The sequence below is a fragment of the Sphingomonas aerolata genome (genome assembly GCF_003046295.1).
Lineage (GTDB): Bacteria > Pseudomonadota > Alphaproteobacteria > Sphingomonadales > Sphingomonadaceae > Sphingomonas > Sphingomonas aerolata.
The window spans coordinates 837,839-854,997 of the sequence record NZ_PZZN01000003.1 but is presented as its reverse complement, the minus strand read 5'-3'; the positions used below and the strand labels follow the sequence as shown (position 1 = coordinate 854,997).

The following is a 17,159-nucleotide window of genomic DNA, read 5'->3' as shown; positions in this document are numbered from 1 at the left end:
AACCGTTTCGGCGCAGCGTGCATCACTCTTCTGAACTGCCTCGATCGCGTTGGGCAGGTGCGCGATGCAGTGCTGCAGTTACGCACTTAAGCTGCGCTAACGCTGGCCTAGATCAGCCATTCGAAAGCACGTTTCAATCGTGCCGCACCATTGGTGTCGAACGGCCGACCATGAGCGAAGATCACCCGGTCAGGCTCGAGCGCCACAATTGCTCGCACCGCCTTTCTAGCGTCCGCGCCGCCTAGCCGTACTGGTAGCCGAAGGTACCGTGCGGTCGTGCCGTCCGTGGCGGCGGAAGCCTGCATCAATAGCCGCGTGACAGGCGGCAGCTTGTCCGGATCGAGGTTTTCGATGAGGTCGACGAGCACGAGCGTCCTGGTCTGCCGGTGGAAGAACCAAATCTCGTTGAAGCCAGCGCCCGCCGGCACCATGCCTTGATCAAGTGTGTCCGACCATTCCGCCGGGGCCGTTCCACCGAGTTCGGCATCGAACCGCACCGACGATGCGCGGACCTGTGCCCGGTCCCGCAGCCCTGGCGCAGCCCAGGTGGTCGCATCCGGGTAGGCCCGTTGCCAATCGGCAATGTATGCCCAGTGCGCGATGTTGGGGGCAACGAGATGCCGTACCCGGCCCAGCGCTTCGACCGCCTTGGCCAGCGCGGCCGAATAGGGGGTCGGCGAATGCAGCAGCAGATCGCCGTTTTCGAGGCGGACGATCGTCATGCGCACGGGCAGCGCTATCCCCATCGCGCTTATTGGTCCGCTGTCGACGATCCAGACACCCTCGGCAAAGACTTTCGGGACATCCAGTGGCGGGTAGGTCGCGCGATGCCGGGCTTGGGTATCGTCCCGGCATCGATGACTGTCCGCCAACGCCCAAAATCCAAGGGCGGCAACGCCGACGACACCCGCCGCGCCGGCGATCCGACGCCGTCTGCGCGCTTTCGAGGACGCCTGGTCGGCAAAGAAGCGTCGCATATCCGCCAGCAGGAGCCCGGGCTGTTCGAGCGCCGCGAAATGGCCGCCTGCCTCCATCTCGTTCCAGTGGACGATGTTGTAGGTCTTGCGTGCCTGTGAGCGCGGGGGCGGCGGGAAGACGGGATCGGGGAAGGCTGCGACGCCGGTCGGCACCTTGATACGGCTGCCTGCCGGAAGTTCGCCCGAACCCTCCAGCATGCGGCCGCGATACATCCAGGTGGAGGTGATGAAGGACCCCTCGACGAGGTACAGCATGATGTTGGTGAGGAGCGTATCTTCGTCGAACGCCTGCCAGAGATCGGGCCGACCCTGTTCATCACGCGGCACGTCTGCCCAAGCGCCGAACTTCTCCAGAATCCAGGCGGCAACGCCGACGGGGCTGTCCGACATGGCAATGCCGAGCGTCTGCGGACGCGTGCCTTGTTCGTGCGCGTAGCCGGTCTCCTCTTTCGCCAGCGTGGCCCGTCGGGCCGCCCAAGCGAGTTCGTCAGGCGTCTTCGGCGATATGTCCGCCGCCTGAAGGAGAACCATGTTGAGGTGCAGCGCGGCCACGGCTTCGGGATGATCGTGCGCCATCCAGCTCCCAATCGCCGCGCCCCAGTCACCACCTTGCACCAGATAGCGCGCATCACCGAAAAGCTCGGTCATCAGACCGTGCATCAACTCGCCCGTCCGGCGCGGTCCGATCGGCGCGGCAGGGCGCCCGGAAAAGGCGTAGCCCGGAAGCGAGGGCACGACGACGTCATGGCCGTCGGCGACCAATGGCGCGATGAGCGCCTCGAATTCCATGAACGAGCCCGGCCAGCCATGGAGCAGGAGCAGGGGTGCGCGCGACCCATCGCCCCGCGCATGAATGAAGTGAAGCTTTTCGCCCAGCACCTCCGTCGTGAACTGCGGTAAAGCATTCAGCCGACGTTCCTGCGCGCGCCAGTCGAACCGCATGCGCCAATGGTCCACGAGCCGCTTGAGGTCCGCAAGCCCGACCCCTGACGTCCAGCTCCCGGCGTCCGGCAGCGCACCCCAGTCGAACGATGCGACCTTGGCGTTGATGCCGGCGAGCCGCTCGTCGGGTACTGCAATCGTAAAGGGCTTTGCCATCTCGTGTCCTTGCGTTCCAAGGGCGCGCGCCCTGTCTCGAGCAACACCAACGCACGCACCTGCGTCGCGTTCAAATCGGCCGGCATTCAATAGCGAGAGTACCTCTCGAAGCTCGAGTCCGATACGGTAAGATAGGTTCTGCGGCGCTCGTGGGACACCGCAGCGCCTTAGAAACGTTGAGGGGCTATGCATGATGACAGGCCAGCCCCTCCGACGCGACAGCGTCCTCCCGCCGACGCTGTGCGGCCAAGCCCCCCGAGCATGGTCCAATGAGCGCGAACCACCCACTGGCGGGACACCGGGTGGTGATCACCGGTGCATCGAGCGGTATCGGCGCGGCGACGGCGGTGGCCTTCGCGGCGGCGGGCGCACGGGTCGTCCTGGGTGCCCGCGGCAGGGAAGGGCTGGACGACGTCGCTAGCCGCTGTGCCGCGGTGGGCGGAATTGCGATCGTCCGATCCGTCGACTGTACCGATGCAGCCGCGGTGGCGGCATTCGCTGCCGAGGCCCGCGACCTGCTCGGTGGCATCGACCTGTGGTTCAGCTGCGAGGGCGTCGGCGTGCTCGGCCGGTACGAGGACGTGCCGATCGCAGACCATGCGCGCGTCGTCGACGTGAACCTCGTCGCTCACATGAATGATGTGCACGCGGTGCTGCCGATCTTCCTGGCGCAGGATCGCGGCACCTGGGTCAACATGATATCGGCCGGCGGCTTCGTCGCCACGCCGTATGCGGCGGCCTATTCGGCGAGCAAGTTCGGGTTGCGCGGGTTCAGTGCGGCACTCCGCGGCGAGGTGTCGAAGCGCCCGCACATCCATATATGCGACGTCTGTCCGACCTTCGTCGACACGCCCGGCGTCGACCATGCCGGCAACTATACGGGCGCACGGCTCTCGTTGCCGCCGGGTTCGCTCGCACCCGAGACGGTAGCGAAGGCGGTCGTGGGGCTCGCGACGCGACCCCGCAATCTCACCGCAGTCGGCGCGCCGGCGATCGCCTTCAAGCTGGGGGAGTTCGCGGCACCGAACCTGCTGGCGGCGATCCTGAGCGGCTTCCTCGACACCTGGTCAGCGCGCGCACCCGACGGCGACGACAGCGACGGGGTATTGTTCGAGCCCGGCGTTCCCGCCGGTCCGGATGGCGGGCGGCGCGATCCGCATCGGGGGCGCAAGGTCGCGGCTGCGACGTCCGGTATCGCGGTCCTCGGCCTTGCGGGTATCGGCATCTGGCTCGGTCGTCGCCGGTGAGCGACAACGACCGCGATCCTTCACGCGCGCCCGGCCAGGAGAGCGTGTGGCGCTTTCCCCGCCCGGCCGTTGCCGAAGCGAGCGAGCGGTGGATCCGCATCGAGCATCGCGGCGTCCTGGTGGCCGATACGCGCCGGGCTGTTCGCACGCTTGAGACCAGCCATCCGCCAAGCTGGTACCTGCCGCCCGACGATCTGAGCCCAGGCCTGCTTCGCCGTTCGGAGCGACGCTCGTTCTGCGAGTGGAAGGGCTACGCAGTCTACTGGCACCTGACGATCGGCGCCGAAGTGCTGCGCGACGTGGCGTGGAGCTATCCGGAGCCGACGCCGGCCTTTGCGGTATTGCGCGACCATGTCGCTTTCTACGCCGGTCCGCTCGATACATGCACGGTGGACGGCGAGCAGGTGGTTCCGCAACCCGGCGGATTTTACGGCGGCTGGATCACGTCGGACCTTGTGGGGCCGTTCAAAGGCATACCGGGCAGCATGGGATGGTGACGGCCGTTCTGCCTGCCGGTCTTCGCGACTGGCGAGAAGCGCCGCGCGTGCGGGTGCTGAACGACCGCGCGGTGAACGTCAGCGGCCGTTACGTCCTGTGCTGGCTGCAGCAGGCGCTACGGGCTCGCGACAATCCGGTGATCGATGCGAGCATTCTGCTCGGCAGCGCGCTCGGTTTGCCGGTCCTGGTGTACCACGGCGTGCGCGAGGACTATCCCTATGCCTCCGACCGGCTGCACCACTTCATCCTGGCGGCGAGCCGCGACCTTGGTACCGGGTGCACGAAGCGTGGTCTGGCCTGCGTTCATCACGTCGATCGGGCTGGGCACCGTGAAAAGGGTCTCGTGCACCGGCTTGGCGCCGAGGCGGCGGCGATCCTAGTGGAGGACCAGCCGACCTTCGTCGCCCGCTGGCAGTCCGAGCGCGTCGCCGCCCGCGCCGCGTCGCCGGTCTATGCGGTCGAGGCTGCGTGCCTGGTACCCCCGGCCGTGCTCGGTGACGACATCCGGGGACGGTCGGGCTTCCTGCGACGCCACGAACCCGAGCGCTCCAACTGGGTGGAGACGGAGGAGGTGGTGCCGGAACAGCCCGCCTATGCCGGAACGCTGGCCTTCACGCCCGACACGTTGGACACATGCGATCTCGACGCGCTGGTGACGAGTCTGGAGATCGATCATACGGTGCCGGTCAGCGCCATGCACCCGGCCGGCCGGGGGGCGGCAGAGGACCGGTTGCGGCGGCTGGTGACCGAGGTGCTGCCCGGCTATGCATCAGCGCGCAACGACGCCACGCGCGCGGACGGCGCCAGCGGATTGTCGCCCTATCTGCACTTTGGTGTGCTGGGCCCGCGCGAGGTGATGGCCGCGGTCGCCGCGGCTGATGCAGGTAGCAGGCACAAGGCAAAGTTCGCCGACGAGCTTCTCGGATGGCGCGAGTGGTTCCACTATCAGGCGCAGGATCTTGCCGCGCCGGAGCGCTACGACCGCGTCGCCGGCTGGGCAGTCGACACGCTTGCAGATCATGCCGCCGATGGCCGCCCCGAGCTGGAGACGTTGAGCGCGATGCTCCACGGCGAAACGCGCGACGAGACCTGGAATGCCTGCCAGAAGCAATTTCTCGTCGACGGCTGGATGCACAACAATTTGCGGATGTACTGGGGCAAACGTATCATCGCGATGACGCCCAGCCCGGAAGTGGCATGGTCCACAGCCTGCTATCTCAACGACCGACTCAGCCTCGACGGTCGCGACCCGTCGACCTACGGCAACATCGCCGCGACGTTCGCGGGCTCGCCATCGGACCGCGAACGACCGATCTACGGGCGCGTCTCGACACGCAGTGACGGCTCCACCCGGCGCAGGGACGGCGGCGACGAATGGCTCGCTGCGGCAGCGTCAAGGGCGGTGCCGCGGGTATCGGTTCCGGCGGAGGTGCCGGTCGATCCATATCTCACCGGCGAGCCGACCGTCTGAGCGGTCGTGCGACAGGGGGGCTTTGACCTGCAGATGCGGCCGAACAAACGCCTGCATTCCCGGCCTCTCTGCCATAGCTTCCCATGCGTCACCACCGCGCCCGTCTTCAGAATGCCAATGATTTGCTGCTTTACCCGTCCATTCCGAGTGCGGATCCCGGTTCCAAATCGAGGGGAAAAACGGGGCGCGTCTCATCCGGCGCCCGCTGGCTTTCTCTCGCATTGGTTTGTCAGGATCGCGGATAGTCGATCGCCGAAAGTCGGAGCCGCCCGACCCGACCGAGCCTGCGTCCCACGAAAAAACGGGGCGGCCGTGCGCCGCCCCAAGGGGGGGTGTTAGCGACCAGTGTACCGGTCGATCGAGGGTGTCCGATCGGCACGCTGCTCGTTATTTGCGTTTTCCCCGTATCTGTTCGATCACGTCCGCAGCAGCATAGATTGTCGGCTGCACGTTGAGTCCTGGGAATGTAGCCTGGTCGCCCGATCCCATCTGGATCACGACCGTGGTCTGTGCAGACTGGCTCGGACGCCAGCGTTCCAACACCTGATAGGGAACGTCACCGCCGCCAAAACCACCCGTCGTAGGGCCATTTGGCACGGCTGCATCGGCCACCCCTGGAGGGCTGCCCGCCTGACTGGCCGAACCCATAGAAGCGCTGGCGCCGGTCCCTGTCGAGAAGCTCGGGCCGGTTTTGTCGCGCAGGTCGGAGCCGCCACCGGCAGCAAGGTCGCGCGTCTCGGCCTTGATGACGGCGAACCACTCCTTACCCGCATCCTGGGTGAGTTCCGCCGCCCGCAACATGGCGAATTTGGCGACATCATCGGGCTTTGCGCCCTTCGCGCCAGTATAGACGATGGTTACCCTGCCGTCAGCGCCAATAGACGACTGATAGCCGACGTCACTTGCAGCCTTCGCTGCCTTATACCCCTTTTGCGCAACAGCCGGGGTACAGATCAATGCCGCTACTATCACGACTGCATATTTCATCATGCCCTCCATCACGAAAGGAGATCGGGACGGTTTCGACCGTCCCGATCGCATAGCTTCAATACTGCAACAGGATGCCGAAGACGATTCGCCGATCGTTCAGGAAACTGAACCGATCATACAATTGTCCGCTCTGGTCGATTTGAACGCGCGCCTTGCTCTTCGTGTCGAGGATGTTGGCGACTGACGTGCGCAGCGTCAGGGGGCCGATCCTGTATCGAACCGAAGCGTCAAGGAACCCGGCCGCCGAGTTGTAGACGGGGTTGCCCGTCACATAGTCGCGGTAGGTCGTGAGATATTTCGAGCGCCAGTTATACGCCAGACGCATCTCGAGCGCGGAGTCCTGATAAATTCCGACCACGTTGAGGATGTGATCGGATTGTCCAAGAAGATCATCGACGCCGAACCGGAAAAAGGTCGTCTGGTCATCGACATTCCCGTCGCCATCACTGTCGACGCCGTTTGCAGGCGGTGTCGTCGACGAGTCGATATAGGTATAGTTTCCCTGGAAGCCGAGATGGCTCAGCACGCCCGGCAATTTGTCGAAGAACTGCTGGTAGCTGACCTCGATGCCTTTGACCTTCGCTTTGGCCTGATTCACCTGGCCATTGTAGATGATATTGACCGTCTGCCCGTCAAGCGTCGTCGTTCCCAGCGCCAGATCGCCATTCGTGACGATATTCGACAAGCTTTTGTAGAATCCGGCGACGGAGAAATATCCCCCGCGGAAATAGCGCTCGATCGAGAGATCGAAGCTGTCGGCCGTGGTCGGTCGCAGCAGCGGGTTTCCGCGATTCACGCGGATGTCGCCTGCCGTGATGTTCTGGGCACCACGATCGATGCCGAACAACGGGTCATTCTCATCGGTGATCGGCGGGAAGTTCACGCGGTTCGTGGTCACGACATATTCCTGCGACGCACGCAGATCCTGTACGTTCGGCCGGCTCAGCCCCTTGCTGTACGCGAACCGCACGAGTTGCTGCGAGTCGACATTCCAGCGCAGGTTGAAGGACGGAAGCCAGTTCTCGTTGGTCTGCTTGAAGCTGATCGGTACGGCCGCCTGAGCCCCGTACGCGATCGACTGGGGCAGGAAGTCCGCGGGATCGTCGCGGCTCTCCGCATCATCGGTTCTGGTCCGCTCCAGGACACCATCGCCATCGGTGTCCGCAAACGCGGGTGTCTGGGCATCGGCCACGAACGGCCGGAACGCCTGGAACCCGGTCGATCGCAATTTGGTGCGGACGTATCGGACGCCGAAGTTTGCGGCGATCGACATGCCGTTGTCGAACTCGTGCTTGAGATCAAGGCGAGCGTACGCGTTCGCCGTCTGCTCCGTGATGTTGGACGTGTCCTCGGGGCGGAATATGGGGACCCCGAATTTGCTGCCGTCGTCCGTACCCCTGGGCACCCAGTTGTAATTGCCGTTTGCCAGCTGCGGCTCTGCGTTCAGATATTTGCGGAATGCGGAATAGTCGTTGAGAAGTGCGGAGTTCGCAAAGACGAAGGTCTGGTTCGGACCTTCGACCACGCCGCCCCGGAAGAAGTTGGCGAAGCTGATGGCTTCTGCAGCCTTGGTCGGTTCCTGAAAGGTGCCGACCACGCCGTAACCGCCGCGGCCATCCCATGCAGGCGAGATGGCACCCCAGTTCAGCGCCATTTCCGAGTTCGTCTGGCTCCGCTCGGAGTAGCGACCGCCGAATTTGACGCTGTCGAACCAGCCGGCAAGTCCGTCACTCCCCGACACGTCGTACGCGGTATCGGCACGGAAGGCGTAGAGATCGCCCTTGCCGACCTGGAACTGGTCGGCCGCGAATTGCCAGGTCGCGCCGTTCAGATCGCCGGCGGATGTCGGCGATGCGAGCGGATTGGCATCGCTGTCGCCGCTGAACCGCGTATTGCCCGGATTGAAGCGATGGGCCGGATTGACGGAGAACGCGATCCGCGGATTGTCGAGATCGGGCGCAATCTGCCAGTCGAGATAGGTGTTGAAGCCGCCCCAGATCTGACGCTGCCGTGCGCTTGCCTTGGTATATTGTCCGTCGACCGTCACCAGCAGGCGTTCGGTCGGCTGCCACCGCAGATTGAGGCTGAAATCCTCGGTCTTGCTTTCTTCTGTCCTGCCGATGCCAAGCGATCCGACCGGCGATCCGACCGCGCCCGTCCAGGCATCGATCCTATTGGTCACGAAGCCTGATTCCATCAGACCGCCGCGGATCGGGATCAGCGTCTCGCAGTCGCCAGGGTTCGAGGGAAAGCCGCCCGCGCCGCTGCACATGGCGACACCATCAGATCCGAAACCAGGCTTCACGCTGAGGTTGCTGATTCCCGCCGTCGTGCCCGTATCGTGCTCGGGGAACCACTCGAACGTCCGCTCGATGCTGTCCGTGTCCTCCTCGACCCGGATATACTTGGCCGTGAGTTGCAGCGTATCATTCTTCCACTGCAGCGCGCCGTAGTAGCTTCGACGATCACGATCGACATCGTTTGTACGCAACTGAAATCCCGGCGTCGTACCAAGGATGCGTGACGGATCGACGCCCGTGAACTCGGACAGCTTCGCCGCGCCGGTCAGGCTTGTCTGCGGAACGTTGCCGGTCGCGTCGAGCACGCGCGGAAACGGCGAATTCTGCTGCCAGCCGTTGATACGCGAACTCAGCTTTGACCGCGAAACCGACGCTACCACGCCGAATTCACCGATCCCCGTCTTCCATCTGCTGCCGCCCGTGATGCTGCCCGACGGCGACGACTTTTTACGAAGGTCGGTGTAGGTATTGTCCGCCGAGATCGCGAGAAACGGCTTCTGGCGATCGAATGGTTCCAGGGTGCGCAGGTTGATCGTGCCGCTGATGCCGCCCTCGATGAGATCGGCCGTCTGGTTCTTGTACACATCGACTGCGCCGATGAGCTCCGGCGGAATACTCGAGAAATCGAGCACGCGCCCGCCATTGGCGCTGAACGCGTCGCGGCCGTTAAACTCGGAGCGGACAAAGCCCAGACCGCGGATCAGGTTGCCCTGGCCTTCGGGTGAGGGGAAGTCGGGTGACGCGCCGCCGGTCGCGAACCGCGAAATCGTCACGCCCGGGACGCGCCCGAGCGCCTCTGCCACCGACAGATCGGGCAAGGTGGCGATGTCGGAGGCTGTGATCGAGTCGACGACCGTGTCGGCGTTGCGCTTGATGTCCTTCGCGCTTTCGAGTGCGGCGCGGATGCCCCTTACGACGATGTCCTCGGTCGTCGTCTCGTCGAGCTCGGTCGTCTGAGGCGCGGTCGCCGGGTCGGTATCCGGCAAACCGGATTTCGGCGGCGAGGTCTGCTCGTTTGCCGGTGACGAAACCGTCTGGGCCATGGCTGGTGACCCGATCAACGCTATCGAGAGCGCCGAAGTCGAAAGCAGAAAGCGCTTGGTCGAGCTTGATAACGCCGGAAAAACCGAATTTTGCATCACAGCATCCCCTCTTTGTCCGGTTTGTTCCGGGCTTCCTCCTCACCTGCGCCAGCTTCTGAGTGATCTGAGCTTTTGAGCTCTTCATCACGACCGGTCGTCAAATGTAAGAGTAATGCTACGTCCGCTTTCTGCGACAATCAAGACCTGAATATTGCGACAGAATGCTTGTCTTTTAATCACTTGCCGACGTTCGCGACCGCGCTTGCCTTCCCGAGCTCAGGCTTTAATCAGGCGTAAGGCGCCAATAGGCGCGGGGAACAGGAGGGGCAGCGGCGATGCCATATTGTGGTGCACCCGCAAGATACGTGGTGGGCGTTCGTGGCAGAACAGTCTGACATTAGCAGCATCTGCATTGTCGGCGGCGGCACCGCAGGATGGATGGCCGCGGCCGCCCTGGCGGCCAAGCTGGCGGGCCTCCCGATAGCGATCACTTTGGTCGAGTCGGACGAGATCGGCACCGTGGGCGTTGGCGAAGCGACGCTGCCGCATATTCGAGCATTCAACCTCGCGCTCGGCATCGACGAAGCGGAAATGATGCGGGCGACGGAGGCCACCTACAAACTGGGGATCGAGTTTTGCGACTGGGGCCGCCGCGGCGATCGATATATCCACCCGTTCGGTGATTTCGGGCCGACGACCAACGACGTGCCCTTCTATCAATACTGGCTGAAGCTGCGCCAATCGGGAGACCGGAGCCGGATCGACGAATATAGTTACCCGGTCATCGCCGCGGAGCAGGGCCGCTTTCGACGGCCCTCTGGTGACCTGGACGCCGTCGAGTCGACCTTTGGTTACGCCTACCAGTTCGACGCGGGGCTCTATGCGAAATTTCTCCGAAGCTTTGCCGAGAAAAGGGGGGTGTCGCGCACCGAGGGGAGGGTGGTCAGGGTCGTACAGGACGGTGAAACCGGGTTTGTGCGCGATGTCGTGCTGACGAACGGCACGACGATATCCGCCGACCTGTTCATCGACTGCTCCGGATTTCGTGGACTGCTGATCGAGACCGCCCTGCAGAGCGGCTATGACGATTGGAGCGCATGGCTGCCGTGCAATCGGGCGATCGCGGTCCCGACGCAGAGCAATGGCGCGCTGCGCCCGTTCACCCGGGCGACCGCACGCACCGCTGGGTGGCAGTGGCGGATCCCGCTGCAACACCGTGTCGGCAACGGCCATGTCTATTGCAGCAGCTTCATTTCCGATGACGAGGCGCATGACCAGCTCGTTGCCGGGCTCGACGCACCGATGCAGGCTGAACCGCGCCGGCTGTCGTTCACGACGGGGCGGCGGCGCGAGTTCTGGAAAAAGAACGTCGTGGCGATCGGGCTGGCAGGCGGCTTCCTCGAGCCGCTCGAGTCGACGTCGATCAACCTGATCCAGGATGGCATCACCGAACTGCTCGCGGTCTTCCCGGACAAGGGGTTCGGGGCGCGCGACATCGCGGAATATAACCGGCGCATAGGCCTTCACTATGAGCGCATCCGCGACTTCCTGCTGCTGCATTACGTCGCGACGCAACGCGACGACTCCGAGATGTGGCGCCATTTCCGCAATCTCCGCCTTCCCGACAGCCTGTCCGAGAGGATCGATGCCTGGCGTACGCGCGGTCACCTGATCCAGTACGAGTTCGGCCTTTTCCTGTCGCCGAGCTGGGTCGCGGTGTTCCTGGGTCAGAATCTCGTTCCCGACCGGCATGATCCGCGCGTCGAGAGCATGAGCATCGATGCTCTGACGGCCAGAGCATCGGACGTGCGCGCCAAGGTAGATGCTGCGGTACGGCGGACACCCGAGCACACCGCCTTTATCCGGGAAAGCGGAGGAGCGGCGCGTCTTGCCGTTGCCGGGGCTTGATCGGCGCACCGGGAACACCTGTTGCATTTACGCCGGGTAACGACATCAGGCACATCGTGGTCTGCGGTGGAGGGCTTGCCGCCTGGATGACAGTGGCGACGCTTGCGCGCCATCTCCCGGACACGGTGCGGGTCACGCTTGCAGAGATCGATAGCGATCACCGCTGCGCCGACCTTTTCTACGGCACCGTCTCCGGTCCAGGCAGCTATGCGTTCAACCTGGCGGCCGGTGTCACCGAGCCCGCTCTCGTACTTGGCAGTTCCGCCGCCTTCTCCTGGGGTAGCAAATATGTGCACTGGGCTGAAGGCGGGCGATCCTGGATCCAGTGCTTCAACCTGGCGCTGCCGGTGATCGACGGCGTCCTGATGCACCAGTATCTGGTACAACAGGGCATGACGCGGCTCGACCCGTTTCTTCTCGGTGCCGTCGCCGGAAGCCGGGGCACGTTTGCGCATCCCCCGCGATCACCTGGTGCTGCCGGTCAGCAGCCGCTGGCGCGTGCGGAATATGGCTACCATTTCGACCCGGCAAGCCACGCCCGGTGTTTCGCCGCCGCCGTACCGCCCGGCCGCATCCACCATCTGAAGGGGGCGCTGACCCGGGTCGCGGTGGGCGACGGAGCGATCACCGGCATCGCACTCGATGGTGCCGACATGGTGACGGCCGACCTGTATCTCGATTGCAGCGGACCGTCGGCCGAACTTCTATCCCGGCTCGATCCCGCGTGGCTGGGCGGGCGCGCGCTGCAGATCTCCGCAGACGACGTGGCCGAGGCCCGGCTCGGCCCGCCGGTCCGCAGCGTGTCGTTTCACGACAAGGGCTGGGCGGCACAGACCCCGCTGCGTGGGTCGACGCGATCGCTGACGGTCTCCGATGCAACTGCGTCGTGCAACGCGAGAGGCGGGCTGAGCGCGTCTGCGACGCTCGGGCGGCGCCAACGGGCCTGGGCGGGGAACTGTGTCGGTATCGGGCACGCGGCCGGCATCGTCGAGCCCCTCACACCGGCGCCCATGATGCTGCTCGAACGCGACATCGAGCGGTTGATGACGCTGATCCCCGTTTCGACGGCGTCGATGACCGTCGAGGAACGCGAGTATAACCGCAGGCATGGCGAGGATCACCATCACGCGATGCGCTTCACCCGCGCGCTTCTCGAAACGTCCGCCTTGCCGGACAGCGATTTCTGGCGCGCGGCCCGCGACACGCCGGACGCGGAGCTCGAGCACAAGCTCGCAATGTTCGCCGAACGCGGGTTGCTCGTCTCCTACGATCTCGAGCCCTTTCATCCCGAGGACTGGCTGATCATGCACTTCGGTATCGGCCGACGTCCGCGACGCCATGATCGTCTGGCAGACCGCGCCGACGCGAAACGGGTACGCCGCTATCTCGACGATGCGGCACAGCAGGTCGCGAATGCCGCCGCCGCGTTGCCGTCGAACCACGTCTACATGACGCAACTGGAACGCTATCTCCGCCAGGATCCACGCAAATGACGCAGGCCCCCCTAGGATCCATCGTCATCGTCGGCGGCGGCTCGGCCGGCTGGATGACCGCCGCCGCGCTTTCCAGCCTTGTTCAAACCAAGGACGTGTCCATCACCGTTATCGAGTCCGATGCGATCGGCACCGTTGGTGTCGGAGAAGCCACCATTCCGGACATGCTGGTCTTCAACCAGATGCTCGGCATCAGCGAAGCCGAGTTCATGCGTGCCACCGAGGCGACGTTCAAACTCGGGATCGAGTTCGTCGACTGGGGTCACAAGGGCGACCGCTACATTCACCCCTTTGGCCAGCACGGTGTCGACATGGAGGGGATCGATTTCCACCAATATTGGCTGCGCCTGAACAGGGAGGGCGGCACTGCACCGATCGAGGACTACAGCCTCTCCGCGGTTGCCGCCGGCGCGGGTCGCTTCGCCCTGCCTGACCCGAACCCGCGATCGGTGTTCTCGCATCTTCGCTATGCCTATCATTTCGATGCGACGCTGTACGCGCGATATCTGCGGCGTTACGCCGAGAAGCGGGGCGTCAAGCGCATTGAGGGCGTGGTGAAAGAGGTTCATTTGACCGCGCAGGACGACGGCATCGCCGCCGTGACGATGGACTCGGGTGCGCACGTCAAGGGCGACTTCTTCTTCGACTGTACGGGATTTCGCGCGCTGCTGACCGGGCAGACGTTGGACATCGATTTCGTCGACTGGAGCGCCTGGCTCCCGTGCGACAGCGCGCTGGCGGTGCCGAGCGCGCATGTCGGACCGCCTCCGCCCTATACCCGGTCCACGGCGCGCCCCGCCGGTTGGCAGTGGCGGATCCCGACGCAACGCCGCGTGGGCAATGGCCATATCTACAGTCGAAGCTTCATGGACGATGACGAAGCGGAGAGGGTCCTGCGCAAGGGGGTCGAGGGCGCGCTTCTCGCAGAGCCCCGCTCGATCCGTTTCAAGGCCGGGCACCGGCGGCAGTTCTGGCGCGGCAATTGTATCGCTATCGGGTTGGCGGCTGGTTTTCTGGAACCGCTTGAGTCGACGTCGCTCTATCTGATCCAGGAAGGGATCAGCCGCTTCATATCGCTTTTCCCCAACGGGGATATTCCCGATATACTCAGAGTAGAATATAACCGCTACATGCAGAAGAAATTCGAGCAGGTGCGCGACTTTATCGTGCTGCACTATGTCGCGACGAACAGGGACGATACGCCGTTCTGGCACTATTGCCGGACCATGACCGTGCCGGACAGCCTCCGGCACAAGATGGAGCTGTTCCGCGAAACGGGGCGCATCTTCCGCTATGATGACGAGCTTTTTGCCCGCCCGAGCTGGGTGGCGGTCATGCTGGGCCAGGGAATCATGCCCGAACGATCCGATCCGATCGTCGCAGCGCTGCCCGCGCGCGACGTGGCGAACAGCCTGCAATCCATGGCGTCGGCGATGAAGGACGCTGCATCGCGCATGCCGACACATGCGAGCTTCATCGCGTCCTACTGCGCCGCGACGGAGGGCTGAGCGATGGACGAACTTGCCATTCGCAGGATCGTGGTGGTCGGTGGCGGCACCGCCGGCTGGATGGCGGCTGCAGCCCTGTCCCGCGTCCTGGGTCGCGCGGTCGAGATCGAGCTGATCGAGTCGGAGGCGATCGGCACGGTCGGCGTCGGCGAAGCGACCATCCCGCACCTGCAATATTTCAATCGGCTGCTCGGGATCGACGAGGACGACTTCGTCCGCCGCACGGCTGCGACGTTCAAGCTGGGGATCGAGTTCGTCGATTGGGGTCGCATCGGCGACCGCTATTTTCATCCGTTCGGCACCTATGGTCAGGAAATGGAGGGTTTGCACTTCCATCATTTCTGGCTTCGTCAGGCCCAGCTCGGCGGGGCCCTCGAACTGGACCGATTCAGCATCGGCGCCGATGCCGCGCGGGCCCAGCGTTTTCAGCGTCCCGACCACAGCCGCGCCGGCTCGCCGCTCGGGACGATCAGTTACGCGTTCCAGTTCGACGCCTCGCTCTACGCCCGCTACCTGCGCGAGCGGGCCGAGGCCAGTGGCGTACGGCGCACCGAAGGGCGCATCGTCGATGTCGCCCTCGACAGCGGCAATGGTCATGTCCAGGCGGTGACACTGGAGGACAGCAGCCGCGTTGCGGGCGACCTGTTCATCGACTGTTCGGGCTTTCGCGGCCTCCTGATTAGCAAAGCGCTTGGCGCCGGCTTCGAGGACTGGAGCCATTGGCTGCCCTGCGATCGCGCGGTGGCGCGCGCCTGCCGCCGGACCACCGACCCGCTTCCGTACACCCGCGCCACCGCCAAGGCGGCGGGCTGGCAATGGCGCATCCCGCTCCAGTCCCGCACCGGCAACGGCTATGTCTACTGCTCCGATCACCTGAGCGATGATGAAGCGCTCGCTGGGCTTAACGCCGCGCTTGACGGTGATCCTCTGTCGGAACCGAACTTCCTGAAGTTCAAGGCCGGCGTCCGGCACAAGGCCTGGGACCGCAACGTCGTCGCGCTCGGTCTGGCGAGCGGCTTTCTCGAACCGCTCGAATCGACGTCGATCCACCTGATCCAGTCGGCCATTGCGCGCCTGCTCACCAACTTTCCGGACCGTCGTTTCAACCAGCACGACATCGACTATTATAATCGCCGCACGCGCGTCGAATATGAGCAGGTGCGCGACTTCATTATCCTGCATTATGCCGCCACCACCCGCGATGACTCCCCGCTGTGGCGGTACTGCCGGAGCATGGCGTTGCCCACGTCGCTCGAAGAGCGCATCGCGATATTTCGCGAGAATGGCCGGCTATATCGCCACGACAATGAACTGTTCAGCGAGACGAGCTGGCTCGCGGTCATGCACGGGCAGGGGCTTGTTCCAAGGCGCTACCATCCGCTCGCCGATCTGCTGCCCGAAGGCGAACTCGACAAGCGCATGACGCACATCGCAAATGCGATGCGGCTGGCGGTCGACCGTATGCCGTCGCACCAGCAGTTCCTGGACCAGATCGGTCGCACTGCGGCCTGACGTCCGGGCGGCAGCGGTGACGCCGGGAAGGCTTATCGCGCGCCTAGTGCGTGGAGGAGATACTGCTTGATGCGATCCGTCCGCGATGGCGACGCCGCCCCGAGCACGCCGCGTGCTGCCTCGGGCAGGTGATCGGCGACCCGTTCGGCCGCGTCGTCGAACGCATAGTGATCGAACCATTTCCGCCATACCGCGCGTTCGCGCGGCGGTAGGTCGCGTACCGCCATCAGCGCATGGATCATCGCGGTAAACGGGCTCGTCGCCTCGTGCCCTTCGGCCCAATAATTAACCAATATGTTGAGCGGCTCGTACGAGCGCACATTATGCCACCACAGTGCCGGAATGAAGATCGCGTCGCCGGGCCCAAGGTCCGCGACCAGCGCATGGCGCATCGCCTCGGCAAAGCGCGGATAGCGTTCCAGGTCGGGTTCATCGGGGTCGACCATGCTCGCCGGCTGCCCCGCCATCGTATGATCGAGCGGCCCGACGTAAAGATTTTCGAGCTGTTCGGGCGGGAACAGGACGAAGCGGCGACGGCCTGCCACGACGCACGCCAGGTTCGCCGATCCGTCGTAATGGGTCGAAATCCGCGTCGCGTTGCCAATCCACACCCGCGCCTTCGCGCCCGGTAACGTCAGGTCGAGCGGGTTTGCCTCGCTCCAGCCGGGCAGGAGCTGTCCTGTCGGCGCAGACCCAGCATAGAGGACGGGCGCCGCGGGATCGTTTTCAAACCGAAGCAATTCCGGCAGCAGCAGCCGCAACGGAACCATCTGACGGTTGAAGTTGAAGCCCTGGACGGTATCGTCGTAGAAGAAGCGGCCCTGTATCTCGGGCCGCCCCGCCATCACCTGAACGGGGACACCACCATCGAACTTCTCCATGTATTGCGCCGCGTTCCGGGCGCCGCCGCGTGCCGCCGCGACGGACGGCCAGGCGGAGACTTGAGCACGCAGGACTACCGGCTCACCACGGTTGAGGATTTCGGCTTCGAACGTTGCTGAGTCCACCCGCGCACGCTCGGCAAGCGGGCGCGCCCAGTCCAGATTGCTCACCCCTCGTCATCCTTTCATCCCGC

Annotated in this window: 11 protein-coding genes; 7 read left to right on the top strand and 4 right to left on the bottom strand. The window is 64.4% G+C overall.

Features of this window, described 5'->3' with window-relative positions:
- Positions 1-107 precede the first annotated feature (107 nt).
- On the bottom strand, positions 108-2,075 hold the full coding sequence (locus tag C8J24_RS17745) for an alpha/beta fold hydrolase (protein ID WP_208620976.1): 1,968 nt from the start codon (positions 2,073-2,075) through the stop codon (positions 108-110).
- Between the two features lie 269 nt (positions 2,076-2,344).
- On the opposite strand from C8J24_RS17745, the gene C8J24_RS16300 reads away from it, so the two are divergent.
- Genes C8J24_RS16300 through C8J24_RS16290 form a run of 3 tightly spaced genes read left to right on the top strand, consistent with a single transcriptional unit; the run spans position 2,345 to position 5,291 of the window.
- Positions 2,345-3,322: an SDR family oxidoreductase gene (locus C8J24_RS16300; RefSeq protein ID WP_107934011.1), complete on the top strand. Its 978-nt coding sequence runs from the start codon at positions 2,345-2,347 to the stop codon at positions 3,320-3,322.
- Entirely contained in the window at positions 3,319-3,819 is a 501-nt protein-coding gene (locus C8J24_RS16295) for a DUF427 domain-containing protein (protein ID WP_037527583.1), read from the top strand. The genes C8J24_RS16300 and C8J24_RS16295 overlap by 4 nt, the downstream gene beginning before the upstream one ends.
- The gene (locus tag C8J24_RS16290; protein WP_244180795.1) at positions 3,816-5,291 is read left to right on the top strand and encodes a deoxyribodipyrimidine photo-lyase; all 1,476 of its coding nucleotides are present in this window, start codon (positions 3,816-3,818) and stop codon (positions 5,289-5,291) included. Before C8J24_RS16295 ends, C8J24_RS16290 begins: the two co-directional genes overlap by 4 nt.
- A gap of 387 nt (positions 5,292-5,678) precedes the next feature.
- Here the strand turns inward: C8J24_RS16290 and C8J24_RS16285 are convergent, their stop codons facing one another.
- Both C8J24_RS16285 and C8J24_RS16280 read right to left on the bottom strand, forming a co-directional pair.
- Positions 5,679-6,278: a CC0125/CC1285 family lipoprotein gene (locus C8J24_RS16285; protein WP_167396793.1), complete on the bottom strand. Its 600-nt coding sequence runs from the start codon at positions 6,276-6,278 to the stop codon at positions 5,679-5,681.
- A 58-nt stretch (positions 6,279-6,336) separates the two neighbouring features.
- On the bottom strand, positions 6,337-9,624 hold the full coding sequence (locus tag C8J24_RS16280) for a TonB-dependent receptor (RefSeq protein ID WP_208620975.1): 3,288 nt from the start codon (positions 9,622-9,624) through the stop codon (positions 6,337-6,339).
- A gap of 417 nt (positions 9,625-10,041) precedes the next feature.
- Here C8J24_RS16280 and C8J24_RS16275 point away from each other — a divergent pair, with 417 nt between their 5' ends.
- From C8J24_RS16275 to C8J24_RS16260, 4 genes are read left to right on the top strand one after another with little or no spacing between them, the layout of a single operon-like run.
- Positions 10,042-11,571: a tryptophan halogenase family protein gene (locus C8J24_RS16275; RefSeq protein WP_244180793.1), complete on the top strand. Its 1,530-nt coding sequence runs from the start codon at positions 10,042-10,044 to the stop codon at positions 11,569-11,571.
- Positions 11,568-13,064 (top strand): tryptophan 7-halogenase, encoded by a 1,497-nt coding sequence (locus tag C8J24_RS16270; protein WP_146163726.1) that lies wholly within the window; start codon positions 11,568-11,570, stop codon positions 13,062-13,064. Before C8J24_RS16275 ends, C8J24_RS16270 begins: the two co-directional genes overlap by 4 nt.
- Entirely contained in the window at positions 13,061-14,572 is a 1,512-nt protein-coding gene (locus C8J24_RS16265) for a tryptophan halogenase family protein (RefSeq protein ID WP_107933998.1), read from the top strand. Before C8J24_RS16270 ends, C8J24_RS16265 begins: the two co-directional genes overlap by 4 nt.
- A gap of 3 nt (positions 14,573-14,575) precedes the next feature.
- Positions 14,576-16,084 (top strand): tryptophan halogenase family protein, encoded by a 1,509-nt coding sequence (locus C8J24_RS16260; protein WP_107933997.1) that lies wholly within the window; start codon positions 14,576-14,578, stop codon positions 16,082-16,084.
- A 32-nt stretch (positions 16,085-16,116) separates the two neighbouring features.
- Here C8J24_RS16260 and C8J24_RS16255 read toward each other — a convergent pair whose 3' ends face one another.
- A complete protein-coding gene (locus tag C8J24_RS16255; RefSeq protein ID WP_244180791.1) occupies positions 16,117-17,136 on the bottom strand; it encodes a cupin-like domain-containing protein in 1,020 nt (339 codons plus the stop codon).
- Positions 17,137-17,159 lie beyond the last annotated feature (23 nt).